Annotated in this window: 12 protein-coding genes; 6 read left to right on the top strand and 6 right to left on the bottom strand. The window is 60.5% G+C overall.

Going from position 1 to position 18,716, the window contains the following annotated elements:
• Positions 1 to 319 precede the first annotated feature (319 nt).
• The 5 genes from R5R73_RS18180 (at position 320) to R5R73_RS18200 (ending at position 6,160) form a co-directional block, all read left to right on the top strand.
• A complete protein-coding gene (locus R5R73_RS18180; protein ID WP_322528258.1) occupies positions 320 to 1,759 on the top strand; it encodes an NCS1 family nucleobase:cation symporter-1 in 1,440 nt (479 codons plus the stop codon).
• A 254-nt stretch (positions 1,760 to 2,013) separates the two neighbouring features.
• Positions 2,014 to 2,964, top strand: a complete 951-nt coding sequence (locus tag R5R73_RS18185) for a 4-hydroxyproline epimerase (RefSeq protein ID WP_322528259.1) — start codon at positions 2,014 to 2,016, stop codon at positions 2,962 to 2,964.
• Positions 2,965 to 3,057: 93 nt separating this feature from the next.
• A complete protein-coding gene (locus R5R73_RS18190; RefSeq protein ID WP_322528260.1) occupies positions 3,058 to 4,008 on the top strand; it encodes a dihydrodipicolinate synthase family protein in 951 nt (316 codons plus the stop codon).
• Between the two features lie 138 nt (positions 4,009 to 4,146).
• On the top strand, positions 4,147 to 4,809 hold the full coding sequence (locus R5R73_RS18195; protein WP_322528261.1) for a GntR family transcriptional regulator: 663 nt from the start codon (positions 4,147 to 4,149) through the stop codon (positions 4,807 to 4,809).
• A gap of 49 nt (positions 4,810 to 4,858) precedes the next feature.
• Positions 4,859 to 6,160, top strand: coding sequence for an FAD-dependent oxidoreductase (locus R5R73_RS18200; protein WP_322528262.1), 1,302 nt, complete (start codon positions 4,859 to 4,861; stop codon positions 6,158 to 6,160).
• A 143-nt stretch (positions 6,161 to 6,303) separates the two neighbouring features.
• Here R5R73_RS18200 and R5R73_RS18205 read toward each other — a convergent pair whose 3' ends face one another.
• The gene (locus R5R73_RS18205) at positions 6,304 to 7,158 is read right to left on the bottom strand and encodes a bifunctional allantoicase/(S)-ureidoglycine aminohydrolase (protein WP_322528263.1); all 855 of its coding nucleotides are present in this window, start codon (positions 7,156 to 7,158) and stop codon (positions 6,304 to 6,306) included.
• A gap of 17 nt (positions 7,159 to 7,175) precedes the next feature.
• Positions 7,176 to 8,096 carry an allantoinase PuuE gene (gene puuE, locus R5R73_RS18210; protein ID WP_322528264.1) on the bottom strand — a complete coding sequence of 307 codons (921 nt, stop codon included), beginning with the start codon at positions 8,094 to 8,096 and terminating at the stop codon, positions 7,176 to 7,178.
• 144 nt (positions 8,097 to 8,240) lie between these two features.
• On the opposite strand from puuE, the gene R5R73_RS18215 reads away from it, so the two are divergent.
• On the top strand, positions 8,241 to 8,972 hold the full coding sequence (locus tag R5R73_RS18215) for an aspartate/glutamate racemase family protein (RefSeq protein WP_322528265.1): 732 nt from the start codon (positions 8,241 to 8,243) through the stop codon (positions 8,970 to 8,972).
• A 40-nt stretch (positions 8,973 to 9,012) separates the two neighbouring features.
• On the opposite strand, the gene brxL is transcribed toward R5R73_RS18215, so the two are convergent.
• From brxL to R5R73_RS18235, 4 genes are read right to left on the bottom strand one after another with little or no spacing between them, the layout of a single operon-like run.
• Complete coding sequence (brxL, locus tag R5R73_RS18220; protein ID WP_087719609.1) at positions 9,013 to 11,055, bottom strand: BREX system Lon protease-like protein BrxL; 2,043 nt, start codon at positions 11,053 to 11,055, stop codon at positions 9,013 to 9,015.
• Between the two features lie 12 nt (positions 11,056 to 11,067).
• Entirely contained in the window at positions 11,068 to 13,410 is a 2,343-nt protein-coding gene (gene pglZ / locus R5R73_RS18225) for a BREX-1 system phosphatase PglZ type B (RefSeq protein ID WP_322528266.1), read from the bottom strand.
• A gap of 43 nt (positions 13,411 to 13,453) precedes the next feature.
• On the bottom strand, positions 13,454 to 15,148 hold the full coding sequence (locus R5R73_RS18230) for a DUF262 domain-containing HNH endonuclease family protein (protein ID WP_322528267.1): 1,695 nt from the start codon (positions 15,146 to 15,148) through the stop codon (positions 13,454 to 13,456).
• Position 15,149: 1 nt separating this feature from the next.
• Complete coding sequence (locus R5R73_RS18235; protein ID WP_322528268.1) at positions 15,150 to 18,647, bottom strand: Eco57I restriction-modification methylase domain-containing protein; 3,498 nt, start codon at positions 18,645 to 18,647, stop codon at positions 15,150 to 15,152.
• Between the last annotated feature and the right edge of the window lie 69 nt (positions 18,648 to 18,716).

Consider the following 18,716-nt stretch of genomic DNA (forward strand, 5'->3'; position numbering starts at 1 on the left):
AACGAAACCGTTTTTCTTTTCTGCACTCGTATGGTGCATTCAGCCATCCAAGCGCACATCGATTGTGCGTTTCCAGCCCGATTGGGTCCGAAAGCTTGCTCGCCGCACTCGGTTCATGAACCGGCGCAAGGTTTGGCCGGAACCATGCCATGCGCTGGTCTTTGGGTTAAAAGTTTGAGCGCTGGCGTCTTTTCCAGAAGCGACCCCTTCCCATATCGTTTGCGACTCTCTCTTCTCGTTGTGATGACGGATATGGCACGCATCTTGTATACAAAAACAGGAACCACAATCACAAACCACCCTGCGGAGGGCATCCGCCATGCCACAGCAACCGCACCACTCGCCCCACCAGTACAGCGACCGGCTCTATAACGCCGATCTCGCGCCAACCAGGCAGAACTGGAACTGGTACAACATCCTCGCCTTCTGGCTTTCCGACGTGCACAGCGTCGGCGGCTACGTGGTCGCCGCCAGCCTGTTCGCCCTGGGCCTGGCCGGCTGGCAGGTGCTGATCTCGCTGTTGATCGGTATCTGCATCGTGCAGATCTTCGCTAACCTGATGGCAAGACCGAGTCAGAAAGCCGCGGTGCCGTTCCCGGTGATCTGCCGGCTCTCGTTCGGCGTGCTGGGAGCGAACATCCCGGCGATGATCCGCGGCCTGATCGCCGTGGTGTGGTACGGCATTCAGACCTATCTGGCCTCCAACGCCCTGACCATCGTGATCCTGCGCCTGTTCCCCGACATGGAATCGCTGGCCGGCCCCAGCTTTCTCGGCCTCTCCTATCTGGGCTGGATCAGCTTCATGCTGCTGTGGTGTCTGCAGGCGATCGTGTTCTGGCGCGGCATGGATTCGATCCGGCGCTTCATCGACTGGAGCGGCCCGGCGGTCTATCTGGTGATGTTCGCCCTGGCCGCCTGGCTGGTGTGGCAGGCGGGCTGGTCCAACATCAGCTTTACCTTGAGCGACATCCAGCTCTCACCTAGCGAGCAGCTGTGGCAGATGGTGATCGCCGCCGCCATCGTCGCCGGCTATTTTGCCGGCCCGACGCTCAACTTCGGCGATTTCACCCGCTATGCGCGCACCTTCGACGACGTCAAGCGGGGCAACTTCTGGGGCCTGCCAGTCAATTTCCTGGTGTTCTCGGCGACCACGGTGATGATGGTGTCGGCGACACTGCCGGTGTTCGGCGAGATGATCGACGATCCGATCGAAACGGTTTCCCGCCTCGACAATACCTTCGTCGCCGTGCTGGGCGCCGCGACCTTCGTTACCACCACCATCGGCATCAATATCGTCGCCAACTTCGTCGCGCCGGCGTTCGACTTCTCCAACATGGCGCCCAGCAAGATCAGCTTCCGTACCGGCGGCTTCATCGCCGCTGTCGGCTCGATCTTTCTGACCCCGTGGAATCTGTTCAGCAATCCGGAGATCATCCATTACACCGTCGATCTGCTCGCGGCGGCCATCGGCCCGCTCTACGGCATCCTGATCATGGACTACTACCGCATCCGCCGGGGCGAGATCGATGTCGACGCCCTGTTCAGCGTCGATCCCAACGGCCCCTACTGGTATCGCAACGGCTTCAATCCGGCCGCGGTGAAGGCGGTGGTCGCTGCATCGTTGATCGGCATCGTGATCAACTTCCTGCCGCTGGGCGACCTGGGGCACTTCTCGGTCTTCATCGGCGGCGCACTCGGCGCGACTTTCTATGCCATGGCGATGCGACGCGCGACGGTCGCAGCGGCCGTCGCCTCGTAAGCGCCCGCTCTGTCTGCTGAACGCCTCGCGCGTTCTCTCCCGTTGCCGGCACTCTCCAGTGCCGGTTTTTTGATCGCCGTCACTGTGCGGCGTCAAAAATCGCTCCGACAATTTTTTGTTTCATCCCTCATTTCTCGCGCGGTACGCTTCCCATCGCGCTGTGAAGATTGTATAAAATCTACAATATTCGCGACATTTCTCGTCGCGACGCCTTCCCATGTCTTGCGGGGCCACCCGGATCGGAGGAAATACGCATGAAGCGCATCCATGTCATCGATTCCCACACCGGAGGAGAGCCGACACGCCTGGTCATGTCCGGCTTCCCGACGCTGCCCGGCGACACTCTCGTCGAGAAGCGCGATGCGCTGAGGGAATCCCACGATCACTGGCGGCGCGCCTGCCTGCTCGAACCGCGGGGCAACGATGTCCTGGTCGGGGCGCTCTACTGCGAGCCCGTCACGCCGGGCGCGACCTGCGGCGTGATCTTCTTCAACAACACCGGCTATCTCGGCATGTGCGGTCACGGCACGATCGGCCTGGTGGCGTCGCTGCATCATCTCGGGATGATCCAGCCCGGCGATCACCGGATCGACACCACCGTCGGCCCGGTCAGCGCCACGCTGCACGAAGACGGCGCGGTGACGGTGCGCAACGTGCCGGCCTACCGCCATCGCCAGCGCGTGCCGGTGGAGGTGCCCGGCTACGGCGTGGTGCATGGCGATATCGCCTGGGGCGGCAACTGGTTCTTCCTGGTCGGCGAACATGACCAGACGGTGACGCTGGCCAACGAGGAAGCGCTGACGGCCTTCACCTGGGCGATCCGTCAGGCGCTGGATGCACAGGCGATCACCGGCGAGAACGGCGGCCACATCGATCATATCGAGCTGTTCGCCGCCGACGACACCAGCACCGGCAAACCGGCCGACAGTCGCAATTTCGTGCTCTGCCCCGGCAAGGCCTACGACCGTTCCCCCTGCGGCACCGGCACCAGCGCCAAACTCGCCTGCCTGGCGGCGGACGGCAAGCTGGCCCCCGGCGAGACCTGGGTGCAGGCCAGCATCACCGGCAGCCGCTTCGAGGGGCGCTACGAGTGGCAGGGCGATCGCGTACTGCCCTCCATCACCGGCAACGCCTACATGACTGCCGACGCCACGCTGCTGATCGACGAGAACGACCCGTTTGCCTGGGGCATCACCGCGTCGTAGCCGTTCGGCAAGTTATTTTCGAAACGCTATTTCCGAAAAGCCATTCCCGAAAAGCCATTCCCGACAGACATTCACGGATTTCAGAGGACAACCATGAACGACTCCATCTTCACCGGCTGCATTCCCGCCCTGATGACCCCTTGCACCGCAGACCGCACGCCGGATTACGACGCGCTGGTCGCCAAGGGTCGCGAGCTGGTCGATCTCGGCATGCGCGCGGTGGTCTATTGCGGCTCGATGGGCGACTGGCCGCTGCTGAGCGAGGCCGAGCGTCAGGAAGGCGTGGCGCGACTGGTCGCCGCCGGCGTACCCGTCATTGTCGGCACCGGCGCGGTCAATTCGAAGGAAGCGGTCTCCCACGCCGCCCATGCGGCCAGGGTCGGCGCGCAAGGGTTGATGGTAATCCCCCGCGTGCTCTCCCGCGGTACCGCCCCCGCCGCCCAGAAGGCGCACTTCTCGGCGATTCTGAAGGCCGCGCCCGAGCTGCCGGCGGTGATCTACAACAGCCCCTATTACGGCTTCACCACCCGCGCCGAGCTGTTCTTCGAGCTGCGTCGCGAGCATCCCAATCTGATCGGCTTCAAGGAGTTCGGCGGTGCAGACGACCTGCGCTACGCGGCCGAGCACATCACCTCCCAGGATGACGAGGTCAGCCTGATGGTCGGCGTCGACACCCAGGTGTTCCACGGCTTCGTCAACTGCAATGCCACCGGCGCCATCACCGGGGTCGGCAACGCGCTGCCGAAAGAGGTGCTGCAGTTGGTCGCGCTCTGCGAGAAGGCCGCCAAGGGCGATCTCGTGGCCCGGCGCCAGGCCCAAGAGCTGGAATCGGCGCTGGCGGTGCTCTCCTCCTTCGATGAAGGCGTGGATCTGGTGCTCTATTACAAGCAGCTGATGGTGCTCAACGGCGACAGCGCCTACGAACTGCACTTCAACGAGAGCGACGCCCTGAGCGACGCCCAGCGGCGCTACGTCGAGACCCAGTACGCGCTGTTCCGTGAATGGTACAAGCAGTGGTCGGCGCAGCTCGGCAACGTCGACTAAGGGCTGCCAGCAGGTCGATGACCACTCTCGCCAGAGCCGGTGTTGCGTTCCGGCGAGACGGGAAACGGCGTGAAAAGTCGGCGAGCGCCTCCTGGATTGCATACAATATCCAACATTTTGTGGACACGATGGCACTTCATGGCGACTTTCAAGACCCGAGCCCAGCACGTGGCGGACGACCTGCGCGAACGCATTCTCGGCGGCGAGTTCAAGGGCGGCTCCCAGCTGCGACAGGATGCGCTGGCCAAGGACTACGACGTCAGCCGCATTCCCGTCCGGGAGGCGCTGCTGACCCTGGAATCCGAGGGGCTGGTGGAATTTCACGCCCATCGCGGCGCCTTCACCACCGAACTCTCCGTGGCGGCGATCCGCGAACTGTTCGATCTGCGTGTGCTGCTCGAGACCTACGTGCTGCGCTACGCGATTCCGAACCTGACGGCAGCGGATCTCGATCACGCCGAGAGCATCCTGCGCCAGTACGACGCCGCGCTCGATTCCGGCAGCCAGATCGACAACTGGAGCGACTACAATTTCGCGTTTCACCATGCGCTGTACGCCCCTTCCGGGCTGCCCGAGACGCTGGCCATGATCGGCCAGTTGAACACCAAATCCGGGCGTTATATCCGCATGCAGCTGCTCTATACCCGCCAGATCGAGAAGGCGGAACTCGAGCACCGTCAGCTGCTGGAACTGGCGCGCCTGGGCGACGTCGACAAGGCGTGCCAGTTGCTGGAAAACCACATCAAGGACGCCGCGGAAGGCATCGCGGCGGTGCTGGAAAAGAATCTGCGCAGCGGCTGATACGCTGTCGCCCTTCACTCCCTCTGTTGCCCTGGTCATGAGGTAGCGCATGTCGGACTCATCCCCTTCGGCTTCGCCCGATACCGATATCATCGTCGTCGGTGCCGGTCTCGTCGGCGTGACCAGCGCGCTGGCGCTGGCGCGTCAGGGCCAGCGCGTGCTGGTGCTGGACAAACAGGAGCCGGGACGTGGCGCCTCCTACGGTAACGCCGGACACATGGCCACGGAGCAGGTCTTCCCGATCGCCGACGCCTCAATTCTCAGATCGCTGCCCGGCATGCTGATGGACCCGATGGGGCCGCTGCGGCTGGACTGGAAATATCTGCCCCGCGCGCTGCCGTGGCTGACCCGGCTGGTCCTGAATCTGCGCCCGGCGCCGTTCCGACAGAGCGTGGCCGGCATCCGCGCCCTCAACGAGCGCAGCCTGGCAGCGTGGCAGCGCCTGCTGGCATCGGTCGACGGCAGCCATCTGCTCAAGGCCGATGGCTCGCTGCTGGTCTACGAAAAGCCGGAGTCGCACGCCAAGCTGGAAGCGCTCGAGTCTCGCATGCGCGAACAGCAGGTGCCGGTCGAACTGTGGGATGGGAGCGCGATCCGGCGCGCGGCGCCGCAGCTCTCGAACGCGCTGCTGGGCGGGCTGTTCTTTCCCGCCACGGGCCACGTACTGGATCCGTGGCGGGTGGTCACAACCCTGGTGGAAGCCGCCCGGCGCGAAGGCGTTCGTTTCGAGCAGGAAACCGTGCAGTCGACTCGGTTGACCGCGAAAGGCGTCGCCGTGACGACCAATGCTGGCGAACGCGAGGCCGGGCAGGTGCTCGTCGCCTGTGGCGCCCACTCGGCAGAGTTGACCGCCCAGCTCACCGGCAAGCAAGTGCCGCTGGATACCGAGCGCGGCTATCACCTGATGCTGCCCCGCGAGCCCGACCGCCTGCCGTTCGCGGTCACCTCATTGGAGCGTCGCTTCATTATGACGCCGATGGAAACCGGCCTGAGGCTCGCTGGCACCGTGGAGTTCGCGGGGCTGGAGGCACCGCCCAACATGGGTCGGGCGTGGCAGCTGCATCGCCTGAGCCGGGGCCTGTTCAAGAACGATCTCGACGCCGAAGGCGCGACGCCGTGGATGGGCTTCCGCCCGTCGCTGCCGGACTCGCTGCCGATCATCGACCGCCTCGAGAATGGCCGCGTACTGCTGGCCTTCGGACATCATCATCTGGGGCTGACGCAGTCGGCGATCACCGCCGAGATGATCGCCGACCTGGCCGGCCCCGGCGAACACGATGCGTCTTCCACATCGGCCCGCCGGGACGACCTGCCGCCGCTGGAGCCTTATCGGCTCGCCCGCTTCGGCTAAGGAACCACTGCATAAATGCCTGCACGAGCGAATGGCTGCGTTGCGCGGTACTCGAAGGCTCGCCTAACCCCAAGTTATGTCTCGCCTTCTGCGTTCCGTGCGCCTTGCCCTTCATCTCGTTCGGCGATTTATTCAGCGTTTCCCTAACGCCCGGAAAGCGACAGCTTCATGTGCCGGTTGACGTCCTTGTAGAGCAGGTAGCGGAACGGCTCCGATCCGCCGGCATAGCAGGATTGCGGGCAGAAGGCGCGCAACCACATGTAGTCGCCGGCCTCGACCTCGACCCAGTCCTGGTTGAGGTGATAGACCGCGCGGCCCTCGAGCACGTAGAGGCCGTGCTCCATCACGTGGGTCTCGTCGAACGGGATCACGCCGCCCGGCTGGAAGGTGACGATGGTCACGTGCATGTCGTGGCGCAAATCCGTGGGATCGACGAAGCGCGTGGTCGCCCAGCGGCCGTCGGTGTCCGGCATCGGCGTCGGCGCGATCTGCTGCTCGTTGGTGACGAAGGGTTCCGGCGCCGCCAGCCCCTCGACGAATTCGTACGCCTTGCGAATCCAGTGGAAGCGCACCGGCGCCTCGCTCGCGTTGCGCAGCTGCCAGTCGCAGCCCGGCGGCAGATAGGCGTAACCCCCCGGCGCCATCTCGTGCGTCTCGCCCGCGATGGTCAGCATCATCTCGCCCTCGACCACGAACAGCACGCCCTCGGCACCGCTGTCCGGCTCCGGCCGCTCGCTGCCGCCACCGGGCGAGACTTCCATGATGTACTGGGAAAACGTCTCGGCGAAGCCGGACAGCGGCCGCGACAGCACCCACAGCCGAGTCTTCTCCCAATGCGGCAGAAAGCTCGTGACGATATCGCTCATCACCCCCTTGGGAATGACAGCATAAGCCTCGGTGAAGACCGCACGGCCGTGAATCAGCTGGCTCTGCGGCGGCAGGCCGCCGTGGGGGGCGTAGTAGGTTCTTTCAGGTGCATCGTGGCTGCGTTGTGACATGAGGGATTCCTTGCTTTTCAGGCCGGATGCTCGGCAGCCCAATGGCGGGCGATATCCACACGGCGAGTTATCCACACCCGGTCGTGCGCTTCGAGATGATCGAGGAAGCGCTGCAGCGCGCGGAAGCGGCCGGGTCGGCCGACCAGCCGGCAATGCAGGCCGATCGACAGCATCTTCGGCTTGTCCGCGCCTTCTTCGTAGAGCACGTCGAAGGCATCTCGCAGGTACTGGAAGAACGGCTCGCCGTGATCGAAACCGGTCGGCGAGGCGAAGCGCATGTCGTTGGTATCCAGCGTGTAGGGCACGATCAGGTGACGATGGGTCTGACCGTGGCTGTCCTGAACGTCGCTCCAGAACGGCAGGTCGTCGCCGTAGTAGTCGCTGTCGTAGAGGAAGCCGCCCTGGTCGAGCAGCAACCGCCGGGTGTTGGGGCTGTCGCGGCCGGTGTACCAGCCCAGCGGCAGCTCGCCGTAGAGCGACTGGAATATGGCCAGGGCGCGTTCGAGATGCTCGCGCTCGAGCGCTTCCGGCACGTTCTGGTAGTGGATCCAGCGATAGCCGTGGCAGGCGATTTCATGGCCCAGCTCGCGAAATGCCTGGGCGACTTCCGGGTTGCGCTCCAGCGCCATCGCCACGCCGAAGATCGTCAACGGCAGGCCGCGCCGCTCGAATTCGCGCAGCACGCGCCACACGCCGGCCCGCGAGCCGTATTCGTAGATCGACTCCATGCTCAGGTGGCGAGCGGGGTAGGCTTCGGCGCCGGCGATCTCGGACAGAAACTGTTCGGAGTGGCTGTCGCCGTGGAGGATGCTGTTCTCGCCGCCCTCTTCGTAGTTGAGGACGAACTGCACCGCGACACGGGCCTGGCCCGGCCAGTTGGCTTGCGGTGGCGTGCGGCCATAGCCGATCAGATCGCGTGGGTAGTCTGGGGAGATCATGCGCAGCGCCCTTGTGGTTGCCGAACCGATCGACGCGAATCGCGTCTCATCGGCCATCGTTGTCGATATTGTATTCAAAGTCGTTTATTTTTGTGGACAAAATAAACGTACCGCGATTTTTCCCTCTCGCCAAGGTGGCAAGCCATGCGTATTCACGTCATCAATCCCAACACCACCGCCAGCATGACAGACAAGATCGGCGCCTGCGCCAGCCGCGTGGCCGCCGGGAACACGCAGATCCACGTCAGCCAGCCCGACAGCGGGCCGGTATCGATCGAAAGCCACTTCGACGAGGCGATCAGCGCCGTCGGCGTGCTCGAAGAGATCCGTCGCGGCGAAGCGATGGGAGTGGACGCCTATGTCATCGCCTGCTTCGGCGATCCGGGCCTGCTCGCCGCCCGGGAACTGACCCGCGCGCCGGTCATCGGCATCGCCGAAGCCGGCTTTCACCTGGCGACGCTGATCAGTACGCGCTTCTCCGTGGTCACGACGTTGCAGCGCACCGCGATCATTGCCGAGCACCTGCTCGACCAGTATGGATTCCGCGATCACTGTCGGCGAGTCCGTGCCACCGACCTGCCGGTGCTGGAGCTGGAAAATTCGGCGGGCAACGCCTATCAGGCGCTGCTGGAGGAGTGCCGCCAAGCGAGGGACGACGACGGCATCGGCGCCATCGTGCTGGGCTGTGGCGGCATGGCGGATCTCACCGAGCGGCTGACCCACGATCTAGGCATGCCCGTCATCGAAGGCGTCAGCGCCGCGGTGAAGCTGGCGGAATCGCTGGTCTCGCTGGGGCTCGGCACCAGCAAGCACGGCGACCTCGCCTTTCCCCGGCCCAAGCCATTCGTCGGGCGGTTCGCCGACTGGGGTGAGTGATCATCGGCCACGGTGATTTTACTAAAGCCTAGCCGAGCACCTACTCCACAACGGCTTTGAGCAGAGCATCCCGCGCGTCGGAGTAGAACTGGATATCAACCTTGGTCGCCATGTCATCCGACAGGTCAAATAACTGCCGGCGGCAGGCAACAGGCATCAGCAGTGCAGTCGCGCCCTTTTCCACGGCGATTTCCGCAATCGTTACCGGATTGTGGATCGGCTCCACGGAGCCCCCCAGATTAATTTCCCCCACTATGATCAAACCACCGCGCACGCTTTTCTTCAGTAGCGCCGTGCTCAATGCGACCAGAGACGCCATGCCGAGCTTGGCACCTGATTTGGAGGCATCGAAAGCCCTCAACTGAACCGTAAACTCGTGGTGGCGTGGATCCTTGTCACCTACCAGTTGCGCCGACCGGGCGTACAGGTTTTGCTCCGCATAACCGATGCTTTCCTTGAACGCGGGCGGTACCGGCTTGTTCAGGACCTTGACGCCGGACCCTGGGCCTTCATTCACCTCGATCCGGTACAGGCCGGGATGTTCCTCACCGCCACCCGGAGAGATGGTCCATACTTGGCCAGGTTCCAAGGGGTCGTCACCAATGCTGTTCTCGCTCTGAAGCTCCGGGGTGGAAACAAACTTCTCGACACCGTCGGCGCCCATGACATAGCTGAAATGGGTGTTTCTGAATTCTGCCGCACCGATCCGCTTCTGCTGTTCTTTCACCCGGCGCCGGGCTTCCATGGCAATGCGAACGGCCCATTCGATATCCTCGTCCGAGACCTCATCGTCACCGGGATAAAGTAGCTTAAGCAGGCCGCTGACCGTTTTGTTCACCGCATTGGTATCCCGCCCAGACAGCGCACCACCAAAAAACACCCGGTTCTGGATCAGGCTTACCCGGCTCTGATTGCGCAGCTGGCTCCAGCACTCTGACAGGAAGTCGCTGACTAGGCCGAAATGGTCGGTTAAAAGCTCCTTGCTTATTTTCGGCACGTCCCAGCCCGGCAAGAAGGCGTGGATACGGTCCATAAACGCCGTATCATCTTTCATTTCCGGGGGCATGGGGCCGAACAGGTGGCCTATCCGCTGCTGATGTTCCACATCGACGTCAAAGTTTCCCACCAGTACGATGCTGCCATCGGCTCGGATGTTTTCCTTGCCACGGCTGAACTCACCCGATTCCATGTAGCCCTTCATGATGTTCACGCCGTCCTTCTGGTCGAAGGAAATGCCGGACACTTCATCGAAGCAGACCACGTCGTACTGACAGACCAAACCCCGCTGGCCGCTGGCGTTGTTTACGAACATCTTGGCCACGGTGGCTTTACCACCGGAAATCAGGTGGGCGTAGGGTGACACCTGCTGGAACAAATGGCTCTTACCGGTACCCCTGGGGCCGAGCTCCACCAAGTTATAGTTACGCTCAACAAAGGGCACCATACGCAACAAAATTGCGTCCTGCTGCCGCTCCGACAGGCCGCTGGCCTCAATCCCCGTGGACCTTAGCAGCAGCTCTTTCCACTCCTGCGTCGTAAATTCCTTCCGGGCCTCTGCAAGGGTATCCAAAACGTCGCGCTTGGAGAGCTGGATCTCCCGCAGGGCTTCAACACCGAAGGGGCGACCATTACTTTCCTGGGCAATGGCAGCATCGTAATTGAGCGTTACCTCGGCATAGAAACCGCCGGTCAGCATCCGCTCGTGCTCGTTTACCAAAGACGGTGTGATCCGCACGTCGTTCAGGCGGAGGCTGGGGAGGGAAGCAATATAAGAGTCCGTTTTCGCATCCAGGCGGGCGGTAATCAGATCGATGATTTTGACTTCACCGTTTTCTCTTGCCCGGGCCTTGAACAGCTCCTCCTCACCGGCCTTGACGGTGCGGGACTTGAGCTGCCGCTGCACGATCTCCAGGCCTTCGTTGATCTCCTCCTGGTCGGTGCTTGCGCAATATCGCCCGAGCAGGAACTCGACCACATAGGTGGGCACCGGGAATTGGCGGCTGAAGGTTCGTACCAGGTCCTTTCGCACCAGGTAACCATCCAGGGCCATTGCGGCCTTTCTGTCGATTTCGTCCAATTCCATCACATTTGCCTCTTAAGAAAGAGCCCCACCAATCACGGTGCCCGTCTGGGCAACCAGAGAACCATTTTCGTCGAGCAGAACAACCACCGCTTTCTGCCCTTCTAGATCTTCATCTTCGACAACCACGGAGGCGGTACCATTAGCCTTAAGCGGCTTCGAGCCGACCACCACACTGCTGGCTGCTTCACCCGCGCGGGTCCGGATATCCAATGTGAGCCCTGAATAGTCGCCCGTCACCGCCACCGTGCAGCGCAACCCTTTCCACACCAGGTCGGTAAACTCGATGGCCCCTTGTGCGGAGGCGCCACCCGCCACCACCAATTGGAGTGTCAGGCATTCCTGTAGGCTCAGGCCACCGTGAGCGTAATCCTCACCCTTCTTGAAACAACTGATGCCATCGGCCAGGGCAAAGTAGTGACTGGGGTTCCAGTACCAGGGGAACAGTCGCTCCTGGGTTTCCGCACCCGCCTTGAGCGCGGCACAGCGCCCCCACTTGCTTTCAGCCAGTACGCTGGGCAGGTCAATTTTGGGTAGCCCCCCGGGCAGAAGCAGCCAGCCGTGATCAGTGACGACGCGTACTCGCTTCCAGCCCGCCGCCAACAGCTCAGTAATGCGGTTCTGCACTTCATTCAAAAGGCTTTCCAGGTGTTTGGCCAACTTCCAGCCACGGTCGTGACCTTCATGGTCGATGTCACCAAACTCACACCAGGCGAAACCTTCCCCCTGGCCGTCCTCTGTTCGATCCAGCAGCGTCCAGCCGTTGTCCTTCAGCAGTTTCTTGAGGTGATAGCCTCCCTTGAGGGACTGGCCGGTCGCCGCCACGGCGGGTTCGAAGTCCGCGCTGCCATCGTCCCCCCGAATTTTATCCCGGACCGGTGCCACCGCCGCCTTGCCAGTGGCGGTCACGCTGGGCAAAGCTGCCCAGGTGGGCGCCTCGTCTACATCCAGCCCTGAAGCTTCTAGCATCTCTGCCAGCCGCTTGCCCGTGTCAAAGCGCAGCCCATCGACAAAGAGCACGCAATCGCCGGGACTGGCCGGAAAGGGGGCCTCTGTTGTGCAGGAGCCACCCGGATAGGAGGCGCCATCAACGATCTTCTGCAGGTAGCGGGCGGACTCTTCCAGCCACGGAAGGTAAACAGACCGGATGGCCGTTGTGACAGCCTCAAAGTCAGCCGCGCTCTCCACCTGGGCCAAGGCGCGCATTACGCCGTCATCCACTTTCCAGCCAGCGTTGGCATAGCCGTCCATCAGATCATCCACAGAGCCCGCAGCCAGAGACGATTTTGCATAGTTGGCCATGACGGCCAAGTGTTCCAGCGCACACGCCAGCGGAGCTTCCCCTAGCTCCGCCCATACCAAGGATCGCCTGCCGCCGTGTATCTGTTCGAGTTCCAGTATTCTGGCCCGTGCCTGGTGGGCAGGAGCCTGGGCCAGGGTCAGCATGTCACGGCGCAGGTGGTCTTCCTGGCCCTGGTTCCACTGAGGCCAGCCACCGGCCACGGTTTCATCGGCAAACAGATCAAAGGCCGGCGGTTGGCACTTGCGAATTTGGGCGGGAATATGGGGGTAGCGGTGGGGCGCCTCGCAGAAACGTTGCCAAACCGCCTGCCAAGGCCCCTCGTGGGCCGCAAGCTTGGCGCACCCTGCCAGCACACCCTCATGCTGGGGGTTGAAAGCTAACTGGGATGTGCATACTGCTACGAAAGCCTGCCATTCGTTCGCACCCCTCGCGGCCTGGAATGCATCGCCCTGGTCCAGCCACAGCAGCAGATCTCGGATGGGGTCGCCCCCGGTTAACAGAGTATTGAAGTAGTCCTTATCCAGGCGCTTACCTTTGAGCAAGTCCACGTCTTCGTCGAGCAGTCGGTACAGTGCCAGTTGCATGGCGTGCCGGGTTTCGCTGTCCTGTGCCACATCCAGGCCAAGGCCACCCTGGTCCGACTTCAGGTAGGCAAGGATGGTCCAGTCCTTGGCATTCACCTGGGACCAGATCACACCCCGGTATTGCAACTCAGCCAGCGGCTTGAGCGAGTCCGGGCAGCCTTCCACTGCCCGCAGATCCTGACGGCTGACGCCGGGCAGGTAGAGAATGGGTATCCTGCCATCTTCCAGGGATACTTCATCCGCCAAGCCGGCAATCACGCAGCGCAGCCAAATCGCTGGGCCGGTGCGTTTTTCGGGGGCATAGTCACCCAGCACCAGAAGCTCCGGCAGTTCCGCCTGAAGGACTGGAATAACCGCTTCCCATTGTCGGTCACGGTCTGGCCAGAGGATGCAGGCAGGGGCGACCTGAATATCGGAGTTATAAACCCCCGCATCGCGAATGGCCGTCAGCAGACAATCGAGCGCTTTCATGCGATTACCCGTCTTGTGGCCCTAAAATAAAAAAAGCTTCCGATCAGCATGCTTTCAGGTCCCACTTCTCAGCCAGTAGGTCTAACAGCTCACTTTGCCTTCTCGCTACAATGTCCGGCGTCCATTCCTGCTCATTAAGAACTTGAGTCGTAAGCGTGTAAGAGCTAACGCCGGAACGGCCCTTGAAATAAGCATTCTTTTTGCGCTCAAAATCGTAATTCTGAGCCTTGGAGTTGCGGCGTTTGTTTAACGGTACAAGGTTTGCCAGCCGATGAACCCATTTCTCTCGCTCATCCGGCTCCGGCCAGTCTCTTTCCCATTGACTATCATTATTCACTGTCTGTGGTAGCACATGCTCAATCGTTAACAGACTTGCATCGTAACTCGCAGCGCCATCTGACAAAAAAGAGTCCAAACGCAATATGAGGTAGTTTCTTCTTCTGGCCGTGAGCGTATATATATCCCCATTCAGCACTCGACTCATCGCCTTTTTTTCATTTTCACTGAGCAAAACAGACTGAACTGGGTCATCAACGCTATGCTTACCCATTAATCCCGAAATCAAAGTCGAGTATCGCTCAATTCGTTCATTCACGTTCTTGGCCGTGAGATGCAAGCACGCAGCCAGCCTCTCGAGTTTTTCCATAAACCAGAGAACGTAATCGGGCCTGTTCTTCTGCTGGGCCAGAAAAAGCATGGCAGCTGGCACCCAATCCGAGTTATCGATCCGATTTAACCAGCGTAAGTAAGCATTGATCTTCTGCGCATCCACTTCAGCTTGATAGCTCGCGGAACGCAGGACTGCCAGGGATTCAGCATAGGGTTCTAGAATGTCGTCTACTAAGATCTTTGGGGACGAAACATGGGACAAAATATGCTGGCGAAACTCTTCCAACAGTGCTTTCTTAGCTTTCTCACGGGCGTAAAGCATCCGAACGTAGGAGAATAGATCATTGAAGCCAGCGCGGCCCAGCTCAACCTCCATGTCTTCCCACTTCTCGTTATAGACTTCTTGATCATCCGGAGAGTCAATAGCGCCAATAGTGTCGGCCTTGATGATGTCGGTAGGTTGTAAGTCTAAGCCACGACTGTTCATCACAGAAAAAACGCGAAATGCGGACTGCTGGCTGGGTGTGGAAACGGCGACTAAAAAACAACGCTGAAGTAAAAAGCCCACAAATCCCTCGAGTGAAGATGTGTCGCCGCCGAAGGATCGGTCGACCCGGCTTAACAATAAGCGAGCGTTAGCCTGAATGTTCTTCCTCGATTCGTTCTGGAGAGACTCAGGGTTGAGTTCTAGAAGGTCCTCAAATTGAAGAGCTTGCACGTACTTGGCAAAAAACTCTTTATCCCGTTCACGAAGAGTTAACCGTGGCTTTGCCGACAACTGCTCGAATTTGTTTCCTGCCTCGACAATGTAGTTCTTCAGCAATGCTCGATCATCTGACGTGGAGCGTGCTGCCAAAGCGGCCAGTAGTATTGTGAGAGTTGTCAGACGTTGTTGACCATCAATAACTTCTGCGGCCGGCTTTCCTTCCTCTTTAATGAGAACAATACTGCCGAGGAAATATCCTTCATCCAGATCTGAGCGATAAAAGTCGAAGAGGTCATCAAACAGCTCCGATGCCTGATCCACTGTCCAGGCATAGGGACGCTGATAGGAAGGAATGACATATTCAAACTCTGAGCTGAAGATCTTCGCCAACGGGTACTCAGCGCCAGTGATTTTTTTGGCCATTTCAGACTTCCTTCATTTCGTTGTTTTCTTTTCGCGCAGATTGCTTCTCAGTCAGGGTTAGATGGTGATCATTAATCCTCTCTCCACCGAACGTCTGATACCAGGGTGCTGATTCCACATCCTTGCCACGGTCTTTGGTCCATTTGATGTTGGGTTTGTCGCGCAGGATGCCGGCGCCTTTCTTCTTGACGTCGCCTACGGTTATGAAGGGGCGGATGTTGAGGCGGACGCCGTCGTTGAGGTCCGGGTCCCAGCCTATGGGCTGTTGTTCGATGGGCTTCCAGCGGACGAAGATGTCGTAGGGGGCTTCGCCTTCGAGGATCTGTTCCAATTTCTTTTTCAGGGATTCAGCGGCGGAAAGGCGTTCTTCGGCGCCATCTACACCGCTGGACAGGTCCTGCTTTTGACGGCTAATCCAGTCTCCCAGGTAGTTGTGAGTCAGGGTTTCCAGGTTCTTGCGGTCCAGTTTGTGGTAGTTGATCAGGGCGGCGAAGCCGTCGGGCAGGCCGTCCCAGATGTGCCAGATAAAGGGGCGGTGCTGGAAGAGTTTGCAGTGTTGCGCGAAGAACTTGTCTCGCAGCCAGGTTTCCAGAGTCTTACCGGCGTGGTCGGCACTCTTGAGAAGCTCTGCCAGAACATCGTTGGACCAGGCCTCGCCGTATGCAGCGGCCAACAGGTTCAGCAGGCGGTCGGCTGCCGAGGCCTCACCGCGCACCGGGGGAATACAGACGATGCCGTCGTCATCGGCGAATGGCAGCAATGCCTCGCAGCGCTTAACCCATTTACACTGCTCCTCGGCCAGCTCCATGTCGGCATCCAGCTCGGCGGGCCAGCGGTAGCCGAGCAGGCGGGCAACGGCGACTTGCAGGACTGTGTCGTCCGTTCGCAGCGGGCCTTCGGCCGTCCACTTTTGTTCTTCGTCCCACACGACTGAACCGCAGGGGTGGCCGTGGAAAATCCATTGGGTGGGGTCATCGGTGTAGGGTTTGGGCAGTCCGTTGGGATATTTTTCTCCGGCAACTTTAATCCAATGATTGAGGTCGAAAGGTGCTTTTACCAGTGTTGCATCGGCAACTCGTAATTTCTGATTAATCTTCCGGACAGCCGCATAGTACTCGGGAGAGGATATGTAAGACCAAATTGCAGCAATGTTTTGTTCGCTTACTGGAATAATAGTGGATGCGTTCATGTCAAATGACGAGTGACTAAATAGGCAGCAATTGAGTTCGCCCATTGTTTGAACTGATATTCCCTTTTTGTTCCAAGCAAACTGACCTCTCAGATAGGCACTTGGGCTTTCAGAAAGAGGCCCCTCTCCGTTATCCCACTTAAGAATTCGCCCCTTTCCTGTAAATAGCGTTTTTTCCTTTGATGCTCCCTGAAACCAAATCCACTTAGGCGGGTCGACGTAACCAATTTCCCAGAAACAACGTGCATACTGGAAATCATCACCAGTCTGAAGTCCTGTTACTGACCTCGCATACTCTGATAAAAGAGGCAACTGTTCACCGTCTTCTAGCATCACTGAAGCATCTGGATTTTCCAGCTGCTTTGACTGATCTACGCTTTGAACTTTTGATGCCAGCAACTGCTCAGCCTTCTCCGCCGCCGTACGCGGCTCCGAAACATCCACACCCCGAATCAGGTTGGCATGTTCCGCATCACCGAAGAGCCCGCCGGATTCCTGAGCGTCATTGCCACGGCTGATGGAAATTAGCTGAACATTGAAGTCCCACATTGGGGTTTGAAAAGCCTGAGGCCCAAGCCGGGCAATTAAATGCCAGGTATCGTTCTTGAGCAGCTTTTCGCGGAACTTCTTGTAGCTGGTGAGAAACAGCCAGTTCTGAGGCAGAACAATGCTGGATGTCCCGCCCTGGGAACAAAGCTCCAGGCAACGGTCGAGGAAAACAGTCGCCAGGTCATTCTTTGCCGCCGGATAGTGCCGTCCACAGAAGTCCCGCAGCCGATCATTTTGTTTGCCCCGGGCCAGGTAGGGGACGTTGGTAACCACCCATTGATATTGATCAGCCAGGAGGGTGGCCGCCTTGGCCAGGCCCTGAGCCACTACGGCGGCCTCGTGTTGGGCTTCGCCCCCTCCCGCTTGCGGGTCTTGGGAGAGTCCTTGCTGTTCGTTTTCCAAGGCCTGTTTCAGGGTGGTGGACAGCTCCTCCCACTTCACCAGCTTGGCGGCGTCGGCTTTTGCCGGGTTAAGCAGGCTGCCCAGTACCGGCGCGTCCCGGAAGGTGTCGTGCATCCAATCCAGCGCGATGGTGAGATTGTGCTTGCCCAGGCCGAGTTGCTTCCACTCTTCCTTGGCGACGCTGACGGACAGACCGGTACAGGCCAGATGCAGCTCCGGCAATGGGCGGTAGCCTTCCGCACCGGGGTATTTCCAGGCGGTGAGGGCCAACGCGAAAGCAGCCAGCTCCACACAACGCTGGTCCAGCTCCAGGCCATGAATGTTCTCTCGCAACACCGCATCCACGGCGTCCCGAGCGGACAGAGCGTCTCGCTCCATGCGCATGGGCACGAGCATCAGGAAGGCGGCCACCAGGAAGTGGCCGGAGCCGCAGCAGGGGTCCAGAGTCTTCAGGTCGGCCAGTTGTTCCGGCCAGGCATCGAAGGTGCCGGCAGCCGGTGTCCATCTCTTGTTACCAGTCCCATCATCCTGTTTCACAAACCGCAGATACTCCAGAGGCACGCCGGGAATCGCCGCCTTCTCGCGTAGTTCTTCTTCGCTTTCGGCGCTCTTCAGGTCGCTTTCACTGAGCCGCCGGGCCGCCCACCAGGCACCCAACGAATTGTCGAGCAGGAAGCTCACCATGTAGGGCTCGGTGAAGAGCTGGGTGACGGCGGGGAGCTCCCGAGCGCCAATCTTGACCTCGGACTGGTTGACCTGTTCCTTCTTCTTGGATTGCCAGAACTGGTAGACCCAACCCAAGCTGTCGGAGGCGGTAAACACCTCCAGCGACAGGCCCGCGACCTGGCGTTCCAGGGCCTGTTGGTGTTCCGGTGGCAGGGTGAGCTGGAAGACCGGGGAGTCCAGCCGGAAAATCTGCGGCAGCATACGGGCCGCATAGCGGGCGGCCAGTTCCCAGCCGTTGGCGGCGCCTTCATCGGCAGCCAGGTCTTCACACTCTTCCAGGGTGATGGCCACCGGTTCGTCCGGGTCCGGGTACATCAGCAGGTCGTTTTCGGCCAGGAAGCGGGCAAAGAGCATGCGGTGCCAGTGCTCGTAGGCAACCTCCTCCACCAGGCGGTCCATGGTCTGGGCTTTGGCTCCGTTGCCGCCACCGTTGAGGGAGTCGCCCAGTTGGCGGCCATGGGCGCGTAGCTTGCGGCGCAGCTCCCGGTCGGTCTCGCTCAAGTGCGAGGCTGGTGCCGGGTCGCCAACGCCGAGCTGCTCCAGGGCGGCGCGGGCACCGGTTTCGGCGGTGTCCCGGGCGGCCTTGACGGTGCGTTCCAACTGGCTTCTCAGAGTCTTGTCGAGTGGCTGCATGTTCTTTTACTTCCCCAATTCTGAAAGTGATGCCACGGCTACGGTGTTTGTACCGTGAGAGCACTTTTT

The organism is Salinicola sp. LHM, assembly GCF_034479735.1.
Classification (GTDB): domain Bacteria; phylum Pseudomonadota; class Gammaproteobacteria; order Pseudomonadales; family Halomonadaceae; genus Salinicola; species Salinicola salarius.

Bases quoted from the DNA above. Each gene is read 5' to 3' on its own strand.
- R5R73_RS18180 (WP_322528258.1), top strand. From the start codon at position 320: ATGCCACAGCAACCGCACCACTCGCCCCACCAGTACAGCGACCGGCTC.
- R5R73_RS18185 (WP_322528259.1), top strand. From the start codon at position 2,014: ATGAAGCGCATCCATGTCATCGATTCCCACACCGGAGGAGAGCCGACA.
- R5R73_RS18190 (WP_322528260.1), top strand. From the start codon at position 3,058: ATGAACGACTCCATCTTCACCGGCTGCATTCCCGCCCTGATGACCCCT.
- R5R73_RS18195 (WP_322528261.1), top strand. From the start codon at position 4,147: ATGGCGACTTTCAAGACCCGAGCCCAGCACGTGGCGGACGACCTGCGC.
- R5R73_RS18200 (WP_322528262.1), top strand. From the start codon at position 4,859: ATGTCGGACTCATCCCCTTCGGCTTCGCCCGATACCGATATCATCGTC.
- R5R73_RS18205 (WP_322528263.1), bottom strand. From the start codon at position 7,158: ATGTCACAACGCAGCCACGATGCACCTGAAAGAACCTACTACGCCCCC.
- puuE (WP_322528264.1), bottom strand. From the start codon at position 8,096: ATGATCTCCCCAGACTACCCACGCGATCTGATCGGCTATGGCCGCACG.
- R5R73_RS18215 (WP_322528265.1), top strand. From the start codon at position 8,241: ATGCGTATTCACGTCATCAATCCCAACACCACCGCCAGCATGACAGAC.
- brxL (WP_087719609.1), bottom strand. From the start codon at position 11,055: ATGGAATTGGACGAAATCGACAGAAAGGCCGCAATGGCCCTGGATGGT.
- pglZ (WP_322528266.1), bottom strand. From the start codon at position 13,410: ATGAAAGCGCTCGATTGTCTGCTGACGGCCATTCGCGATGCGGGGGTT.
- R5R73_RS18230 (WP_322528267.1), bottom strand. From the start codon at position 15,148: ATGGCCAAAAAAATCACTGGCGCTGAGTACCCGTTGGCGAAGATCTTC.
- R5R73_RS18235 (WP_322528268.1), bottom strand. From the start codon at position 18,647: ATGCAGCCACTCGACAAGACTCTGAGAAGCCAGTTGGAACGCACCGTC.